The organism is Nocardia speluncae NBRC 108251 (assembly GCF_001613245.1).
In the GTDB taxonomy this organism is placed as follows: Bacteria; Actinomycetota; Actinomycetes; order Mycobacteriales; family Mycobacteriaceae; genus Nocardia; species Nocardia speluncae.
In genome coordinates this window covers 36,605-51,218 of the sequence record NZ_BDBZ01000004.1, presented here as the reverse complement: position 1 = coordinate 51,218, position 14,614 = coordinate 36,605, and the positions used below count along the sequence as shown (strand labels likewise).

Below are 14,614 nucleotides of genomic sequence, written 5' to 3'. Positions count from 1 at the left end.
GACGATCCCGCAGTGGGCGCCGTGAATCAGGCCCCTGATTTGGTGATCGCAGCTCTGCGATATGCCGAAATCTTGCGAATCAGGGCAGGCAGGACAGCCGCGGCGACGAAAAGGACGACTGCGCAGAGAACGAAGTAGAGCAGAGATCCGTTGCGGCCGAAGCGGGGGAGGAACGCGACTTCCTGGCCGGTTGCGGCGACGGCGTTGAGGAACGGGGCATAGGCCTGCAAGGTGTACCCGTGGGGCAACATATTGACGGAATTCTCGGCCACATAGACCCAGAACAGAAGGACGGCCACAGCGGCGGACGGAGTGCGAATCAACGACCCGACCGCGACACCCACACCGCAAGCGGCGAACCCGTAGCTCGGGACGGTCCAGAGGAACCGGATACCGGCCGGGTCCGTGATGTCCACAGCACCATAGATCTGGGGGAACTGGGCCGGCAGCGTGAGCATGACGACGACGAGCAGAACGACTGTCGACACCGCAGTGATGGTGCCGTAGTAGAACCACCGGGCCAGCGCAACCGTCCAGAACCGGGGAAACAGGAACTCATTGAGATCACCTGTCTGACCGCGCCATTGCGCGGCGTGGGCGTAGGTGGTGGTGACCATCATGACCGATACGGCCAAAGTGATCACCCAGTACACCGAGTTGGTTGTGGAGACTGTCGCCAGGTAACTCTGTCCAGGGAGTTTTGCGAGCCGTTCTGCGACAGCGGCGATTCCGACGGTGACGATCAGCGGCAGCAAGAACGTGAGGGGAACCGCGACGATCCACAGAAAACTGCGCCCGGTGGTGCGGGTCCATTCGGCGGCGATGCCGCGGCGGATCAGTGTGGCCGCACCGGGACTGTTCATGAGGCCGTGCCGGACGCGATATCGGTAGGCAGGTCGGCGATTCGCAGATAGACGTCTTCGAGGCTGGTTTCGCCGGGACCCAAGGTGTCCATGAGGTGGGCGAACGGCTGGTCGGCCAGAATGCGCCGGTTTCCGAGGATGACGATGTGGTCGGCGTTGCGTTCGACCTCATCGAGCAGATGCGTGGCAACCAGGACACAGGTCCCGGCATCGGCGAGGTCGCGTAGCAGTTCGCGTATCCAGCGGATACCCGCGATGTCGAGGCCGTTGAGAGGTTCGTCGAGCAACAGGGTTCGAGGTTCGGAAAGTAAGGCGGCGGCGATGCCGACACGTTGGAGCATGCCGAGCGAATAGTGCCCGAGTCGGCGATCGGCGACCCGGGCGAGGCCGACGATCTCGAGAACGTCGCCCACCCGCCCGGCGGGGAGCCCACGGGCGCGGGTGATCCAGCGTAGGTGCCGCCGTGCGGTGTGACGTGGGTCGAAGGCCCGGTAGTCGATATGCAGTCCGAGCGTTGCCGGTGTGGTGTGATGGGCCCGGACGAGGGTGCCGTCGACCTGGATGGTGCCCAGGGCGGGCGTGATGACTCCGCAGATACTCCGCAGCAGTGTGGTTTTACCGGTGCCGTTGAGACCGAGCAGGTAGGTGAGTGCCCCGTCGGCCACCGTCAATTCGGGGATTTCGAGAACGGTGACGCCTGGATAGCCCAGAGTGAGGTCACGGATGTCGATCACAGTGCGCGCAGCCGGTCTAGAAATCGCAGGCCATCGCCAGCCCCACGGCCTTGACACCTTCGCACACGGAGCTGTTGGACAGCTTCCAGACGCCGTCGATACGCTTCCAGACCACGCGTGCAACCAGATCCGGTTGGCCCGCTGTCTTGCTGCGCAGCATAGCGGTGTGCACGTTGCCGTCGTGGGTTTCGGGACCGGTGATCTCGTTCGACCCGCGCGGGGCTCGATACAGGCCGATGTTGTAGAGGGTGCGCGCCACCACGACGGCCCTCGTACCGCCTTCCATATTGGCCGCCTTGGCCTCGTCGGGGGCGGGTTTCTCGATCAGGAACGCGACCTGGGCGTCCAGATCCTCCAGGGTAGGGACCTCCCGGGTGATGAGGAACTCACCCGGCGCCGCGGAGGCGGCAGGAGCATTGACAATCGAGGCGCCGGTTGTGACCGCGGCGACCGTTGCGATTGTCGAGATGACACCAGCGACAATTCTGAGAGTCTTCATTTTCATCCTCTGATGGACTGGGACAGCACCCGTTGCACGCTCGAATATGCAGGTGGCCGAGAAATCCGCGTGTTCGGACTACTTCTGGTCATCTCGGGTCCTCAGGGTTTGCGGCCGACCGCACCGAGCATGACCATTCGAGTGTCCGGCAAGCCGGGGCGGAGCCACTGCTGTACCGGCACCACACCGGGATCGAGCAGCTCGAAACCGGTGAGGAATGCCTCCGTCTGCGCTGTGGACCGAAAGGCCACCTGCGCCGATGTGCCGTCGGTGCCGGCGAGTACCTGGAGTATCTCCGGGGAGGAATCACTGGAGCCATGAGTGATCGCCAGGTAACTGCCCGGTGCCATCCGCTCACGGAGGGCGGCGAGGATCTCGGCAGGGTGTTCGTCGTCCATCACGTAGTGCAGCACACTGACGAGTGTGATGGCTACGGGCTCCTCGAGATCGATCAGGTCGTTCTCGATCAGCTGATCGAGAACGTCGTGGGGGCGACGAACGTCTCCCAACAGTGCTGTGACACCGGGCGATCGGGCCAGCAGTGCATCGCAATGGGTGACCACGACCTGGTCGTAGTCGATATACACCACCTGCGCCGACGGTTCGATCTCCCGAGCCACCTCGTGCACATTGGGCGAATTCGGGGTACCCGAGCCGAGATCGATGAACTGACGGATACCGGCGTCGGCGGCTATCTCGACCGCTCTGCGCATGAAACTCCGGGTGAACCAGGCCAGCGTCTTGAGTTCGGGTGTGCTGGACAACATTTGACGAGCCATGACTTGGTCGACATCGTAATTGTCCTTTCCGCCCAACAGGTAGTCGTACACCCGGGCGGAAGCCAGCTGTTCGGTGTCGAATGGGCGCGGCATCCGGCTGCTTTCCGGTGCAGGGCGTTCGATTCCTTCGACCACGGGTGCAATCGTAGCCGACGGCGACCTCGGATATGCGTGCCTCGGGGGATCTCTCGGCCTCACACGGAGTGGAGTACGCGTTACGCGGACGAGTCAGCGCTCAGCCCGGCCGAACCGCGCTCCCCGGCCCTGGCTGTCTACGAAACATGTTCCGAAGAAATGTGATCCGGAAAGTCGGAGTCCGGTGCGCGAGCACATCCTTCCACGTGTCGTCGCCGGTCGGCTCGGGCCGGCGAGGAGGGCCGGCGACGTTGCCGTGACCACCGGCCGTTTCACAGATCGGTTTCGGCCAGGGCGACTGCGTGTGCTACTGCAGACCGTGCCCGGTCGACGGTGCTGTACCGGCCCAGACCACAGGGGGCCGCGATGTCCAACAGGCCGCCGTAGGCCGACTCCGCCGCCGCAAGGCTCAGTCGTGCTTGCTCGAGCGGCTGCGCCGGATGCGCGAGCCCGGCGGCAACTCGCGTAGTGGCAGGCAATTCGAGGCGGGCCAAAGGCTCGTAGTACCGCGGTCGCACCGGTGCCGACTTGCCGTTGCCGATGGGCAGGTGGACGAACGCGAGATGTCTTCCCGCAGGCCAGTATCGCGCAATCGCGTTGGCCAGCACAACGACCGCCTTCGTAGACCTCGGCGCCACGACGGGCTTGTCGTCGAGGCTTCCGTAGCAGAGGTGTACCCCGAAACGGGCACCGTAGGGTGCCTGTGCAACGAGGCGTGCGATCGCTCGACCTGCTGCGGTGGCCGCAGCCTGCCGCAGGACCGCGGGCATCCGCGCACAGAGGAGCGTCTCCGCGGCAAGTTCGAGTTGGAATACGACGTTGTCCCCCAACGTCTCGTGGATCCGCAGGATTTCCCTGACGGTGGCGTCGACGATCGGGCGGTAATAGGGGAAGCGTCGGTCACCGCGGTGCGCCGAGCGTCGGCGCCACACGAGCATCCGTGCCTCGAAAGCGATGAAACCGATGACGAACGGCGTCGGTATGCCTACCTGTAAACGTAGGCCGGGATCTGTTCGGCGCATATCGGCCAACGCCTCGATGGCACGACCGGCTTCCTCCGCATAGCCGAGTGCGGCGTCGATATCCGCTTCGCCCAGCGATCGGCCCGGCCGGAGCCGAAAAGTGTTGCGGGAACGCAGCGTCGACCAATCACCGCGCCGCACCGGCTCCAGTACGGGGATGCTGTCGAGCCGATCGATGACGGGTCTGATGTACCACTGGGCGCGATAGGGATCCGCTTCGCCGCCGGGAACCAGGCCATCCAGGAACTCACCGGCAGTGTCGACGGCGAACACCATCGCCTTCGCTGGACTGTCCAACTGTGCGGGCAAGCTGCCCACGAAGTGAACCCTACGCTTCGGTTGCACGTCGTCAGTGTCGCACAGGGCTGTCGTGAGAGGACGGTCAGATCCCGATGAGCTCAATGATGAAGTCGAACCGCTCGCGCGATCGGTGGGGCGGGAGTGAAGGCCGGTTGTCGCGCAGCAGTGCCTACAGCACGCCGACGCGTCGAAGGGCCAGGGCTTGACGGCTTGGACGTGTTCGAGGCCTTCAACGCGTTTTCGAGGTAGAAGTCGCAACCGGCATCAGCCCGGCGTGAACAACCTCGATGTGCCTGCGCGGGAGCGGAGGGTTTTATGGGTCCTGCCAACGGGTGGTTGCTAGATTGCCGATATGAACGTCGCGCACCAGGGGGCCGCGAGCAGGCTACGTAGTCTGCCGACGCGACTGATCAACCAGACCGCGCTACTCGCCGACCGGGCGACCGAACAGGCGCTGGCCGGTACGGGTTCGCGCCGGTACCACTACGCGGTGCTGACCACGCTGGACGAAGGCGGTGCCGGCAGTCAGGCCGAACTCGGGCGCCGCACCGGAATCGATCGCAGCGATATCGTGGCCGTCCTGAACGATCTGGTGGCCAGGGGCCTTGTGGAGCGCGCCGCCGATCCGGATGATCGGCGGCGCAATATCGTGAACCTGGCGGATCCCGGCCGGGAACATCTCCGCGAGCTGGACCGCAGGCTGGACCTCGCTCAACAGGATCTCCTCGCCGCTCTATCCGCCGCGGAACGCCGAACTCTGGTTACGCTGCTCGGCCGGGTGCTCGACGATCACGCGACGCGGCCGGCCGGGAAATAGTCCGGCGGCGGAGTCTGTCAGCAGCTGCGGACCATGGTCTGCTGGTGAACTCGTTTGCCCTGGTAACGCAGCCCCGGCACCGCTTGCGTCGGTCCGTGCGGGACAAAGCCCATCCGTCCGAAGAACCGGACGGCCCGGGTGTTCTCAACCAGTGTCTGCAGATAGCACCCGGATGAACCCACCGACCGGAGCCGCGCGAACCAATGCTCCATCAGTCTGTCCGCCGCGCCGGTGCCGCGGGCCTCGGGCACGACATTGATGTGCAGATGAGAAGGCCAGCGCGGATCGTGGATTTCGCCGGCGGTCGGTGTACGGCGCAGCGCCGCGCTCGCGGCGTCGAATGCGCTGCGGGCGAAGAACAGAACCGGCCGGCGACGCAGGATCAGGCGGTGCGTCCGGATGGCGTCCGCGATTCGCTGGTCCTCGCCCGGGAAGGCATCCGTATTCACGCAACCGGTGAGGTAACCGATTGGTTCGCCGTCGGATTCGGCCAGGAACAACGATTCGGGTTCGCGATCCATGTAGGGATCGAGGTATATCTGCGCCTCGGATTCCGGATGGCCCCACAGGGATTCGGTCGGCGAGCCCTGCCCCGCCCGCAACGCCAGCTGCCGTAGTGCCGGTCGGTCCCGTTCCTCGAACGTTCGGATTCGCATGGCGGCAATCTATCTCGAAGCGCCGCTCAGGCGGTGAGTTCCCGCTCCAGGGGAGTGCGGAAGCGGGGGGTCGGGCGGAGCTCGCCGTACCAGCCGGCCGCGCGCTCGGCCTCGGCGGTGACGAGGGCGCGGGCATCGGCCCCGATATCTTCCAGCAGCCGGGTCGCGATCTCGCCGTCCTTACGTTGCGCCCAGCCGCCGACGATCCGGCCGTCGAACCAGATACTCGGCCCGATATTGCCGTTGCGGTCGAACAGTTGTTCTTTGTGGCCGCCCAGGTACCAGTCGCGGGATTGCCAGCCCATCGGTGTGGGGTCCAATGCCGGTAGCAGGGCGGCCCAGGGCGGCGGGGCAGGAACCGGATCGAGATCGTCGGCGAGCAGCAGCCCGGTGGTGCCGTCGAGATCGACCTCCACCGTCTCCAGCCGGGCCAGTGTTGTGCGGACCTGCCCCAGCGTCCAGCCTGTCCACCATTTGATATCCCCGATCGGAGCGGGGCCGAAGGTCTGCAGCCAGCGGCGTACCAGTTCGGTGCGGGCAACACCTGCGTCCAGGTGGTCGATGGGCGCGGGCAGCCAGGATTCGGCCGGAGCCCACGAATACTGGCTGCTGGACCAGCTGCCGCCCGGCCGGGCGCGGACGATCCGGCCTTCGGTGCCGAGCAGTAGGAGCACCCAGGTGGTGATCGAGGTCGGTTTGGAGTACGACTTCTCAGGGCTCGTGTTCACCTGGGTGCGCAGCGCGGGGACATCCTTGCTCAGCTGGGCGCCGGTAGCGCTGCCCCGTGCCAGAAGCGCGCGATAGGTGTCGTCTGCGACGGCGGCCAGCCAGGACTCTGGATCGCCGTCGCCGATATCGGCGTCCGCCAGGTACTTCGCGTAGGTGCGGCGTTGCCGGGCAGCCAGGTCGCCGGCGCAGGAGGCGTGCAGTACGGGCGCCAGCTCGACCGGCGCCACGAACATGGTGCGCCGCATCGCCAGCATGCGCAGCAGCGAACGATCGTCGTACAGCGCGCGCTCCACGTGGGCCGGAGCGAGCGCCGTGCCCCGAGCGGCCACCGAGAGGTGCACGGTGGCCGGATCGGTGGCGTGCAGTACCACCAGGGAGCGCGCGATTTCGGCGACGTCGCTGCTACGGGATTCGACCGCCAGCCGATGCCGGATCCCGAGGCGTGCCCGTCGCTGCTCGGTGGTGAAGGCGTACATGAGGCGGATGCTAGCGGTGCCCACCGACATTCGCGGCTGCGGAGTCCGGGGCCCGGGTTGCCCCGCCGCTCACCGCCGTGCGGTGCGCAGCAGCCCGCGAACCATCGTTTCCGGGCCGGCCGTGGGCAGGTTCCCGCACCGGAACGGCTCTACCCCGGCGGTGGGCCTGTGGCCGCGACGCGAGAGACCCAGCGGTCACCCGGATCGGAGCGAGCGCTCGGGGCCGGGGCTCGGTGACCGGCCCGCAGCATGCCCCGCAGTGGCGGCTCATAGGGGGCGAGAGGATTACCCACTCAGCGTTGTTGCGGCGAATTGCCGACGGGCCCAGTGTGGTTCCCGCTCACCCGGCCTCTGGCGTGGAAATATTCCTGTTATGAGCAGACGTGCACTGAGCTATTTGGCCGGGTTGTTGCTCCCGGCGTTGACGGCGACCCTGCTGGCCGCACCCGCGGCCGCGTCCGACGCCTGCTCGGTGCATACGCGCCCGGTCGCGGTGCCGGTCGACGGTGAAATGGCCACCGGACTGGTGTACGAACCGCAGGGCTGTGCGGTCGGCAATGCCCTGGTGGTGGCCGCGCACGGGCACAAGGGGTCCGCGGCCCAATACTCCGAGTACCTGACCTCGATCGCCGCCCGCACCGCCACTCCGATCCTATCCATGGATCTGCGCGGCAGCCCGCAGTGGCCGACAGGCGACTGGAACCTATGGGCCGGCTGGCACGATCTGGTGGCCGCCACCCAGTGGTACAAGTGGATGAATCCCAGGGTTGCGCGCACCGTGCTGTGGGGCTGGAGCCAGGGCGCCATGACTTCCGGCCTGGCCGCCGCCTACGGCCCCGCCGGTTTGTTCGACTACTGGGTCGACACCTTCGGCCCGTCGGATCTGTTCACCCATTTCCACGGGCCCGCCGCCGACTATCCTGCGCTACAGGCCCAGATCCAGCGCGATGCCGGTGGATGTGCCCCCACCCTCTGCCCGCTCGCCTACGCCGAACGTTCCCCGGCGCTCCAGGCCGGCCGGATGAGCATCCGGCACGCCTTCCTCGTTCACGGCACCGCCGACGAGGTGGTGCCCTATGCGGCCAGTATGCAGATGCGTGCCGCCCTCATGCTGGCCGGTAAACCGAGCACCATGTACTCCATCGTCAGCGGGCGCACCCTGGACGGTGTGGTGGAACCGGGCCGCCACAATGTCGGCCCGGCGCTGTTCGAAGCGGGATGTGTGGTCGAACGACTGATCCAGGGCACCGAACCCCTCGACGGCAACCGCGACTTCCTGGTCGATGTCGCGGGCGGGGTGGTCGCCGCGCCACCGGCTCCACCCAACGCGAAATGCGCGGCATAGCGGTTCGAGCCGGTCAGACCACCGAATACCCGCCGTCGACACCGAGCACCTGCCCGGTGATCCAGGAGTCCGGGCGGGCCAGCGCGACCACCCACTCGGCCACATCGCTGGGTTGGCCTCGCCGGCCCAGCGGAATATTCGCAGTTTCCTGTGCCCTCGCCTGTTCGGCTTCCGTAGCGGACAGGCCCATGCGGTCCAGCGCTTCGCTCTCGGTCGGCCCGGGAGCCACCGCGTTGACCCGGATTCCCGCGTCGGCCAATTCCACCGCCCAGCTCCGGGTCAGCTGTTCGAGCGCGGCTTTTCCCGCCCCGTAGTGGCTGATACCGGGCGCTGTCCTGGTGCCGAAAGTACTGGAAATGTTGATCACCGCGCCGCCGCGGACGCGTAGATCCGGCAGCGCGGCCTGTGTCACCAGAGTCGGTCCCAGCACATTGGTGGCCCACATGCGCTGGGCATCATCCGGATCGATCTCGCCCAGCCGGGCCGCGATACCGAACCCGGCATTGTTGACGACCACGTCGAGGCGCCCGTTCACGTCCTGTGCGGCGCGCACCATGGTTGCGGCGTCGTGTGGATCGGAGACGTCGCCGACGTGGATGCGCAGCGCCGGGGACCGGCGGGCCGTGTTCTCGAGCGCCGGACGCCGCCGGCCGGTCACCACGACATCCATCCCACGGTCGGCCAGCGCCACCGCGACTGCGGCCCCGATACCGGAACCGCCGCCGGTGACCAGGGCAGTACGGCCGGACAGGTCACCGTGCGGCCCGCGGCTCGGCGGGTAATCATGTGCGGGGGAATCAATCGCCATGGCACCAACGCTAAACAGTGACACAGGTGTCAATAGCAAGCCCGGAGGCGATATGCGTATCGGTGAACTGTCGCGGCGAACCGGCGTGAGCCGGCGTTCCCTGCGCTACTACGAACAGAACGGGCTGCTCCGGTCCGGCCGCAGCGCCAACGGCTGGCGGGAATACGACGAATCGTGTGTCGGTCGAGTGCGCAAGATCGCCGACCTGCTGCGGCGGGGACTGACCATGGAAGGAATCGGACAGCTCGACGCCTGCCTCGATCTGTCCGATATGGACGCGTGCGACGATCCCGGCCACGCCCTCGAGATCTACCGGGCCCGCCTGGCTGTCCTCGACGATCGGCTCGAACGCCTGCACGAGCACCGCATGAGCCTCATGGAGACGCTCGGCGAACTGGAAGTGGCGCAGTTGCGGGCGGACCCTGTGAAGGCGCCGGGACCTGTCTGACCGGCAGCCGGGCCTGCTCAGCGTGCACGGACGCCCTGTCGAGGGGCGGCCGGGCTCAGAGGGATTTCACCCAGTTGGAAAGCAGCTGGGCACCCGCGTCACCCGACTTCTCGGGATGGAACTGGGTGGCCGAGAGGGCGCCGTTCTCCACCGCGGCCAGGAAGCGGCTGCTGCCGTGTTCGGTCCAGGTGAGCGCGGGGCCGGCGAGGTGGTCGCTGGGCGGCAGTTCCCAGGACCGGGCGGCGTAGGTGTGGACGAAATAGAAACGGGTGCCGACATCCATACCGGCGAACAGCACACTGTCCGCGGGGGCGTCGACCGTGTTCCACCCCATATGCGGTAGTACGGGGGCGTCGAGTTTGTCGACGGTACCGGGCCATTCCCCGCAGCCTTCGGTTTCCACACCGAATTCCACCCCGCGCTCGAACAGGATCTGCATACCCACACAGATCCCGAGGACCGGCCGCCCACCGGCCAGCCGCTGACCGATGATGCGTTCTCCGCGAACGTCCCGCAGACCCGCCATACAGGCCGCGAAGGCGCCGACGCCCGGAACCACCAGACCGTCCGCCGCCAGCGCCGCCCTGTGATCAGCGGTCACCTCGACCTGCGCACCCGCCCGGACCAGGGCGCGTTCGGCGGAATGCAGATTGCCGGAGCCGTAGTCCAGCAGAACCACCGAGGTCACAGTGCCCCCTTCGTCGACGGCACACCCTGCACTCGCGGGTCCGGTTCGACAGCGGCGCGCAAGGCCCGGGCGACCGCCTTGTATTCGGCTTCGGTGATGTGATGCTGATCGCGGCCGTAGAGCACCCGCACGTGCAGCGCGATCCGGGCGTTGAGCGCGATGGATTCGAAGACGTGCCGGTTGAGCACCGTCGAATACGGTGCGCCGGGATCGTTGCGGCCGCGCACCGGGGCACCGGGAATCACAGCGTGCAGCAGGTGATCGGGTTCGCCGGTGTGCACACAGTAGGGGCGGCCGGAGACGTCGACGGCGGCGTGCGCCAGGGTTTCGTCCATCGGGATGTAGGCGTCGCCGAAGCGGCGGATGCCCTTCTTGTCGCCGAGCGCCTGGCCGAGTGCCTGGCCGAACACGATGGCGGTGTCTTCGACCGTATGGTGTGCCTCGATCTCGATATCGCCGTCGGCGCGCACCGTGAGGTCGAAACTGGCATGGGTGCCGAGCGCGGTGAGCATATGGTCGTAGAACGGGACACCGGTGGAGATATCGGTCTGCCCGGTGCCGTCCAGGTTCAGTTCCACCACGATGCCGGATTCCTTGGTGGTGCGCTCCACTCGCGCGGTTCGGTTCATGCTCACTTCCGGTTGTCGCTTCAGTTCTGCGTGTTCAGTTCGGTGGCGGCCAGTTTCGCGCTGACCCGCAGGAATTCGTCGTTCTCGGCGGCCAGCCCGACGGTGGCGCGCAGGTGGCCGCGGATCCCGACGTCACGGATGAGGACACCTTCGTCCAGGTAGTGCTGCCAGGCGCGGGGCGCGTCGTGGAACGTCCCGAACAGCAGGAAGTTCGCGTCGCTGGGGACCACATGGAAACCGAGGGCGGACAGTTCCCGGGCGACCCGGTCGCGCTGGGCGGACAGTTCCGCGACACTGGCCAATGTTTCGCCGGCATGCCGCAGGGCGGCGCGGGCGGCCGCCTGGGTGACCACCGACAGGTGGTACGGCAGCCGCACCAGCAACAGGGCGTCGATCACGGCGGGCGCCGCGACGAGGTAGCCGAGCCGGCCACCGGCAAAGGCGAACGCCTTACTCATGGTGCGGCTGACCACCAGTTTTGCCGGATAACTGTCGATAAGACCGATCGCGCTGGGTTGTGCGGAGAACTCGCCGTAGGCCTCGTCCACGATGACGATCCCCGGAGCGGCTTCGAGGATCCGGGCCAGCTCCGGTGCCGGGATACTGTGCCCGGTCGGGTTGTTGGGGCTGGTCACGAACACCACCTCGGGCCGGCGTTCGGCGATGGCGGCCAGGGCGGCATCGATATCGATGGCGAAATCGGCGGACCGTTTCGTCTCCACCCATTCGGTGTCGATGCTCTCGGAGATGATCGGATGCATCGAGTACGACGGGACGAAACCCAGTGCCCGCCGGCCCGGACCGCCGAAAGCCTGCAGCAGCTGCTGCAGGATCTCGTTGGACCCGTTGGCCGCCCACACATTCGCCGCGTCCACGGCGATACCGGTCTGGCGGGTGAGGTAGGCGGCGAGGTCGGTGCGCAACCCCACCGCGTCGCGGTCGGGGTAGCGGTGCAGATCGGCGGCCGCGGCGCGCACCGCCTCGGCCACGTCGTCGATCAGCGCACGGGTCGGCGGATGCGGATTCTCGTTGGTGTTGAGCTGGACCGGAACACTGAGTTGCGGTGCCCCGTAAGGCGATTTACCGCGCAGGTTCTCGCGCAGCGGGAGTGCGTCGAGCCCGATACGGGCCCCGGGCACCGCGGGGCCCGGCCCGGCCGGGGCAGTGCCGGGAGTGCGGGCGGTCACGACAGCGCCTCGAAGCGGACCTGGACAGCTTGGCCGTGCGCAGGCAGGTTCTCGGCTTGGGCCAGTGCCACCACGTGGCCCGCGACATCCTTCAATGCTGCCTCGGTGTATTCCACGACATGGATACCGCGCAGGAAGGTCTGCACGCTCAGCCCGGACGAATGCCGTGCGCATCCGGCGGTGGGCAGGACGTGATTGGAGCCCGCGCAGTAGTCGCCGAGGCTCACCGGGGCGTACGGGCCGACGAAGATCGCGCCCGCGCTGCGCACCCGGGCGGCGACCGTGGTGGCCTGCGCGGTCTGGATCTCCAAATGTTCGGCGGCGTAGGCGTTCACCACCTGCAACCCCTGGTCGATATCGTCGACCAGCACTGTGCCGGATTGGGCTCCGGTGAGCGCCGCGGTCACCCGTTCGGCGTGTTTCACCACGGTCATCTGCGTGGTCAGCGCCGCGTCCACGGCGTCCGCGAGGGCGGGGCTGTCGGTGACCAGCACGCTCGCGGCGAGCACATCGTGTTCGGCCTGGCTGATGAGGTCGGCGGCCACATGCACCGGGTCGGCGGTGGCGTCGGCCAGGATCGCGATCTCGGTGGGGCCGGCTTCGGCATCGATCCCGACCAGGCCGCGGCACAGCCGCTTGGCGGCGGTGACGTAGATATTGCCGGGACCGGTGATCAGGTCGACCGGGGCCAGATCGGCGCCGTCGGTATCGGAACCCCCGTAGGACAGCAGGGCGACCGCTTGCGCGCCGCCGACGGCCCACACTTCCTCGACGCCCAGCAGCCGGGCGGCGGCCAGTACGGTCGGATGCGGCAGCCCGCCGAACTGTTCCTGCGGCGGCGAGGCCACCACCAGCGACTCCACCCCGGCAGCCTGCGCGGGGACGACGTTCATCACGACACTGGACGGGTAGACGGCGTTACCGCCGGGCACGTACAGCCCGACCCGCTCCACCGGCACCCAGCGTTCGGTGACGGTGCCGCCGGGAACCACCTCGGTGGTGGTATCGGTGCGCCGCTGATCCGCGTGCACGGCACGGGTCCGCGCAATCGCGACCTCGAGCGCCGCCCGGACCGCCGGATCCAGCCCGTCGAGGGCGGTGGCGAGTGCCGCTGCGGGGACGCGCACGGTGTCCGGAGTCACCCCGTCGAATTTCGCGCCGAATTCCAGGGCCGCGACCGCGCCGCGGTCGCGGACCGCCTCCACCACGGGCCGCACCTGATGCAGTACCGAGTCCACATCGACCCCGCCGCGCGGGAGCGCGGTGCGCAGCTGCGCGGTGGTGGGTGTGTGGCCGCGCAGATCGACGCGCGCGAGCTCGATACGGGATGTCATAGTGGTATCGATCCTTGTCCGGCTGTCCGAGTTGACACCGACCAGCCTATCGGGCCGGTACCACCGGTTATTCGCGTGGTCCGCCTCAGCCGATCCGGGTGAAGACGATATCGAGTTCGTGTTCCCAGGTGCGAGGGTCCAGTTCGGCCTCGGAACGCTCCCAGGTGGCCCGGAGTGTGGTCTGGGTCTCGTCGAGGTTGCCGGTCAGGCGTTGTGAGTCTCCAGGGGCATCCCGCCAGACTCGCCACAGCGGCCCGGTGACGGCTCCGTTGAAGATCCGGCGCTGACCGTTTCGGTCGTATTGCAGGACCTTCAACCGTTCGGGATAGGCGTCGTCGGTCCCCATGACCCAGGTTCTTTCGATCGCCGCTGTCGGCACGGTATAGCGCACCAGGAGGAAGGCCTCGCCGGCCAGCCACTCGATCGTCGTCCGCCCGTCCACGCCGGGGAACCTATCGGTGGTCGTCTTCCATTCACCGATCATCGCTGCCATGGCGGCGAGTGGCGAATCGGTCATCTGGGCGTCTCCCATCGGTGAAGCGAACTTCGGATGTTCAGCTGCAGCGACGACGCAGTTCCGCAACCCCTTCGCCGTCGAGTTCGTCGAGGACCACCGGCCGGCCCACCATAGCCAACGCTAGTGCCTCGCCGCGGCCGCGGACCGGAAGCCCGGATCCCTTGACCCAGTCGAAATCTGTCGCGACGAACTGTAACCCTCTGGTGAGGCGCCCGGGGCGCGCGAAGGGGTCGGGATGGTCGAGCACGGCTTTCAGCCGGTCGGCGGGGATTTCGCGGGGCCGGCCCAGGGGGCGCCGGATGTCCTGCTGGTGGACCAGCAGGTCGGCCAAGCCCAATCGCGGCCACAGCCGCGATATCGTGCGCGGAGCGGATTCGAATTCGGCCAGCAGTTCCGCGGGTGTCCGGCGCGCCCCTTCCGCGGCCATGGTGTTGTTGACGCCGTCGATGGAGAAGCGGTTGCGCACGGCGATGCCGGCGTATTCGGTGAGCGGGATCGCTTCGTACCGCAGATGCCCGACCAGTTCCCGTACCCGCCAGCCGGTGCACAGAGTCGGCGCGTCCCATTCCGCGTCGCGCAGATCGCGCAGCAGGGTGGTGAGCTCGGCTCGCTCGGCGGCGAGCAGCCCCCGAATATTCATGTCGCACA

The 14,614-nt window shown here is 67.3% G+C and carries 17 protein-coding genes; 3 read left to right on the top strand and 14 right to left on the bottom strand.

Going from position 1 to position 14,614, the window contains the following annotated elements; all coding sequences use genetic code 11:
• Positions 1–26: 26 nt before the first annotated feature.
• The 5 genes from NS6_RS07530 to NS6_RS07510 form a co-directional block, all read right to left on the bottom strand.
• Complete coding sequence (locus NS6_RS07530; protein ID WP_068038612.1) at positions 27–863, bottom strand: hypothetical protein; 837 nt, start codon at positions 861–863, stop codon at positions 27–29.
• The gene (locus tag NS6_RS07525; protein ID WP_068038608.1) at positions 860–1,597 is read right to left on the bottom strand and encodes an ABC transporter ATP-binding protein; all 738 of its coding nucleotides are present in this window, start codon (positions 1,595–1,597) and stop codon (positions 860–862) included. The genes NS6_RS07530 and NS6_RS07525 overlap by 4 nt, the downstream gene beginning before the upstream one ends.
• 16 nt (positions 1,598–1,613) lie before the next feature.
• Entirely contained in the window at positions 1,614–2,096 is a 483-nt protein-coding gene (locus tag NS6_RS07520; protein WP_157112653.1) for an MTB12 C-terminal domain-containing protein, read from the bottom strand.
• Positions 2,097–2,197: 101 nt separating this feature from the next.
• Positions 2,198–3,010 carry an SAM-dependent methyltransferase gene (locus tag NS6_RS07515; RefSeq protein WP_245669176.1) on the bottom strand — a complete coding sequence of 271 codons (813 nt, stop codon included), beginning with the start codon at positions 3,008–3,010 and terminating at the stop codon, positions 2,198–2,200.
• A gap of 272 nt (positions 3,011–3,282) precedes the next feature.
• Positions 3,283–4,350, bottom strand: a complete 1,068-nt coding sequence (locus NS6_RS07510; protein ID WP_084470812.1) for a hypothetical protein — start codon at positions 4,348–4,350, stop codon at positions 3,283–3,285.
• Between the two features lie 334 nt (positions 4,351–4,684).
• Here NS6_RS07510 and NS6_RS07505 point away from each other — a divergent pair, with 334 nt between their 5' ends.
• Entirely contained in the window at positions 4,685–5,149 is a 465-nt protein-coding gene (locus tag NS6_RS07505; protein WP_068038601.1) for a MarR family winged helix-turn-helix transcriptional regulator, read from the top strand.
• Between the two features lie 17 nt (positions 5,150–5,166).
• Here NS6_RS07505 and NS6_RS07500 read toward each other — a convergent pair whose 3' ends face one another.
• Positions 5,167–5,805, bottom strand: a complete 639-nt coding sequence (locus NS6_RS07500) for a GNAT family N-acetyltransferase (protein ID WP_068038597.1) — start codon at positions 5,803–5,805, stop codon at positions 5,167–5,169.
• A gap of 26 nt (positions 5,806–5,831) precedes the next feature.
• On the bottom strand, positions 5,832–7,010 hold the full coding sequence (locus NS6_RS07495; RefSeq protein ID WP_068038594.1) for a winged helix DNA-binding domain-containing protein: 1,179 nt from the start codon (positions 7,008–7,010) through the stop codon (positions 5,832–5,834).
• A gap of 373 nt (positions 7,011–7,383) precedes the next feature.
• Between NS6_RS07495 and NS6_RS07490 the strand changes: the two genes are divergently transcribed.
• Positions 7,384–8,355 carry an alpha/beta hydrolase family protein gene (locus NS6_RS07490; RefSeq protein ID WP_068038590.1) on the top strand — a complete coding sequence of 324 codons (972 nt, stop codon included), beginning with the start codon at positions 7,384–7,386 and terminating at the stop codon, positions 8,353–8,355.
• A 13-nt stretch (positions 8,356–8,368) separates the two neighbouring features.
• Here the strand turns inward: NS6_RS07490 and NS6_RS07485 are convergent, their stop codons facing one another.
• Positions 8,369–9,163 (bottom strand): SDR family NAD(P)-dependent oxidoreductase, encoded by a 795-nt coding sequence (locus NS6_RS07485; protein ID WP_068038587.1) that lies wholly within the window; start codon positions 9,161–9,163, stop codon positions 8,369–8,371.
• A 52-nt stretch (positions 9,164–9,215) separates the two neighbouring features.
• Here NS6_RS07485 and NS6_RS07480 point away from each other — a divergent pair, with 52 nt between their 5' ends.
• Complete coding sequence (locus NS6_RS07480) at positions 9,216–9,611, top strand: MerR family transcriptional regulator (RefSeq protein ID WP_068038584.1); 396 nt, start codon at positions 9,216–9,218, stop codon at positions 9,609–9,611.
• 55 nt (positions 9,612–9,666) lie between these two features.
• Here NS6_RS07480 and hisH read toward each other — a convergent pair whose 3' ends face one another.
• From hisH to NS6_RS07450, 6 genes are all read right to left on the bottom strand, one after another.
• Positions 9,667–10,290, bottom strand: coding sequence for an imidazole glycerol phosphate synthase subunit HisH (gene hisH / locus NS6_RS07475; RefSeq protein WP_371859312.1), 624 nt, complete (start codon positions 10,288–10,290; stop codon positions 9,667–9,669).
• A gap of 5 nt (positions 10,291–10,295) precedes the next feature.
• The gene (gene hisB, locus NS6_RS07470; RefSeq protein ID WP_068038842.1) at positions 10,296–10,928 is read right to left on the bottom strand and encodes an imidazoleglycerol-phosphate dehydratase HisB; all 633 of its coding nucleotides are present in this window, start codon (positions 10,926–10,928) and stop codon (positions 10,296–10,298) included.
• 20 nt (positions 10,929–10,948) lie between these two features.
• Positions 10,949–12,115, bottom strand: a complete 1,167-nt coding sequence (locus tag NS6_RS07465; RefSeq protein WP_371859309.1) for a histidinol-phosphate transaminase — start codon at positions 12,113–12,115, stop codon at positions 10,949–10,951.
• The gene (gene hisD, locus NS6_RS07460; protein ID WP_068038578.1) at positions 12,112–13,449 is read right to left on the bottom strand and encodes a histidinol dehydrogenase; all 1,338 of its coding nucleotides are present in this window, start codon (positions 13,447–13,449) and stop codon (positions 12,112–12,114) included. The genes NS6_RS07465 and hisD overlap by 4 nt, the downstream gene beginning before the upstream one ends.
• 85 nt (positions 13,450–13,534) lie before the next feature.
• The gene (locus NS6_RS07455; protein WP_157112652.1) at positions 13,535–13,966 is read right to left on the bottom strand and encodes a hypothetical protein; all 432 of its coding nucleotides are present in this window, start codon (positions 13,964–13,966) and stop codon (positions 13,535–13,537) included.
• 37 nt (positions 13,967–14,003) lie between these two features.
• Positions 14,004–14,606, bottom strand: coding sequence for a maleylpyruvate isomerase family mycothiol-dependent enzyme (locus NS6_RS07450; protein WP_068038837.1), 603 nt, complete (start codon positions 14,604–14,606; stop codon positions 14,004–14,006).
• Between the last annotated feature and the right edge of the window lie 8 nt (positions 14,607–14,614).

Coding starts and splice junctions, on each gene's coding strand:
- NS6_RS07530 (WP_068038612.1), bottom strand. CDS start 863: ATGAACAGTCCCGGTGCGGCCACACTGATCCGCCGCGGCATCGCCGCC.
- NS6_RS07520 (WP_157112653.1), bottom strand. CDS start 2,096: ATGAAGACTCTCAGAATTGTCGCTGGTGTCATCTCGACAATCGCAACG.
- NS6_RS07505 (WP_068038601.1), top strand. CDS start 4,685: ATGAACGTCGCGCACCAGGGGGCCGCGAGCAGGCTACGTAGTCTGCCG.
- NS6_RS07500 (WP_068038597.1), bottom strand. CDS start 5,805: ATGCGAATCCGAACGTTCGAGGAACGGGACCGACCGGCACTACGGCAG.
- NS6_RS07495 (WP_068038594.1), bottom strand. CDS start 7,010: ATGTACGCCTTCACCACCGAGCAGCGACGGGCACGCCTCGGGATCCGG.
- NS6_RS07490 (WP_068038590.1), top strand. CDS start 7,384: ATGAGCAGACGTGCACTGAGCTATTTGGCCGGGTTGTTGCTCCCGGCG.
- NS6_RS07485 (WP_068038587.1), bottom strand. CDS start 9,163: ATGGCGATTGATTCCCCCGCACATGATTACCCGCCGAGCCGCGGGCCG.
- NS6_RS07480 (WP_068038584.1), top strand. CDS start 9,216: ATGCGTATCGGTGAACTGTCGCGGCGAACCGGCGTGAGCCGGCGTTCC.
- hisB (WP_068038842.1), bottom strand. CDS start 10,928: ATGAACCGAACCGCGCGAGTGGAGCGCACCACCAAGGAATCCGGCATC.
- hisD (WP_068038578.1), bottom strand. CDS start 13,449: ATGACATCCCGTATCGAGCTCGCGCGCGTCGATCTGCGCGGCCACACA.
- NS6_RS07455 (WP_157112652.1), bottom strand. CDS start 13,966: ATGACCGATTCGCCACTCGCCGCCATGGCAGCGATGATCGGTGAATGG.
- NS6_RS07450 (WP_068038837.1), bottom strand. CDS start 14,606: ATGAATATTCGGGGGCTGCTCGCCGCCGAGCGAGCCGAGCTCACCACC.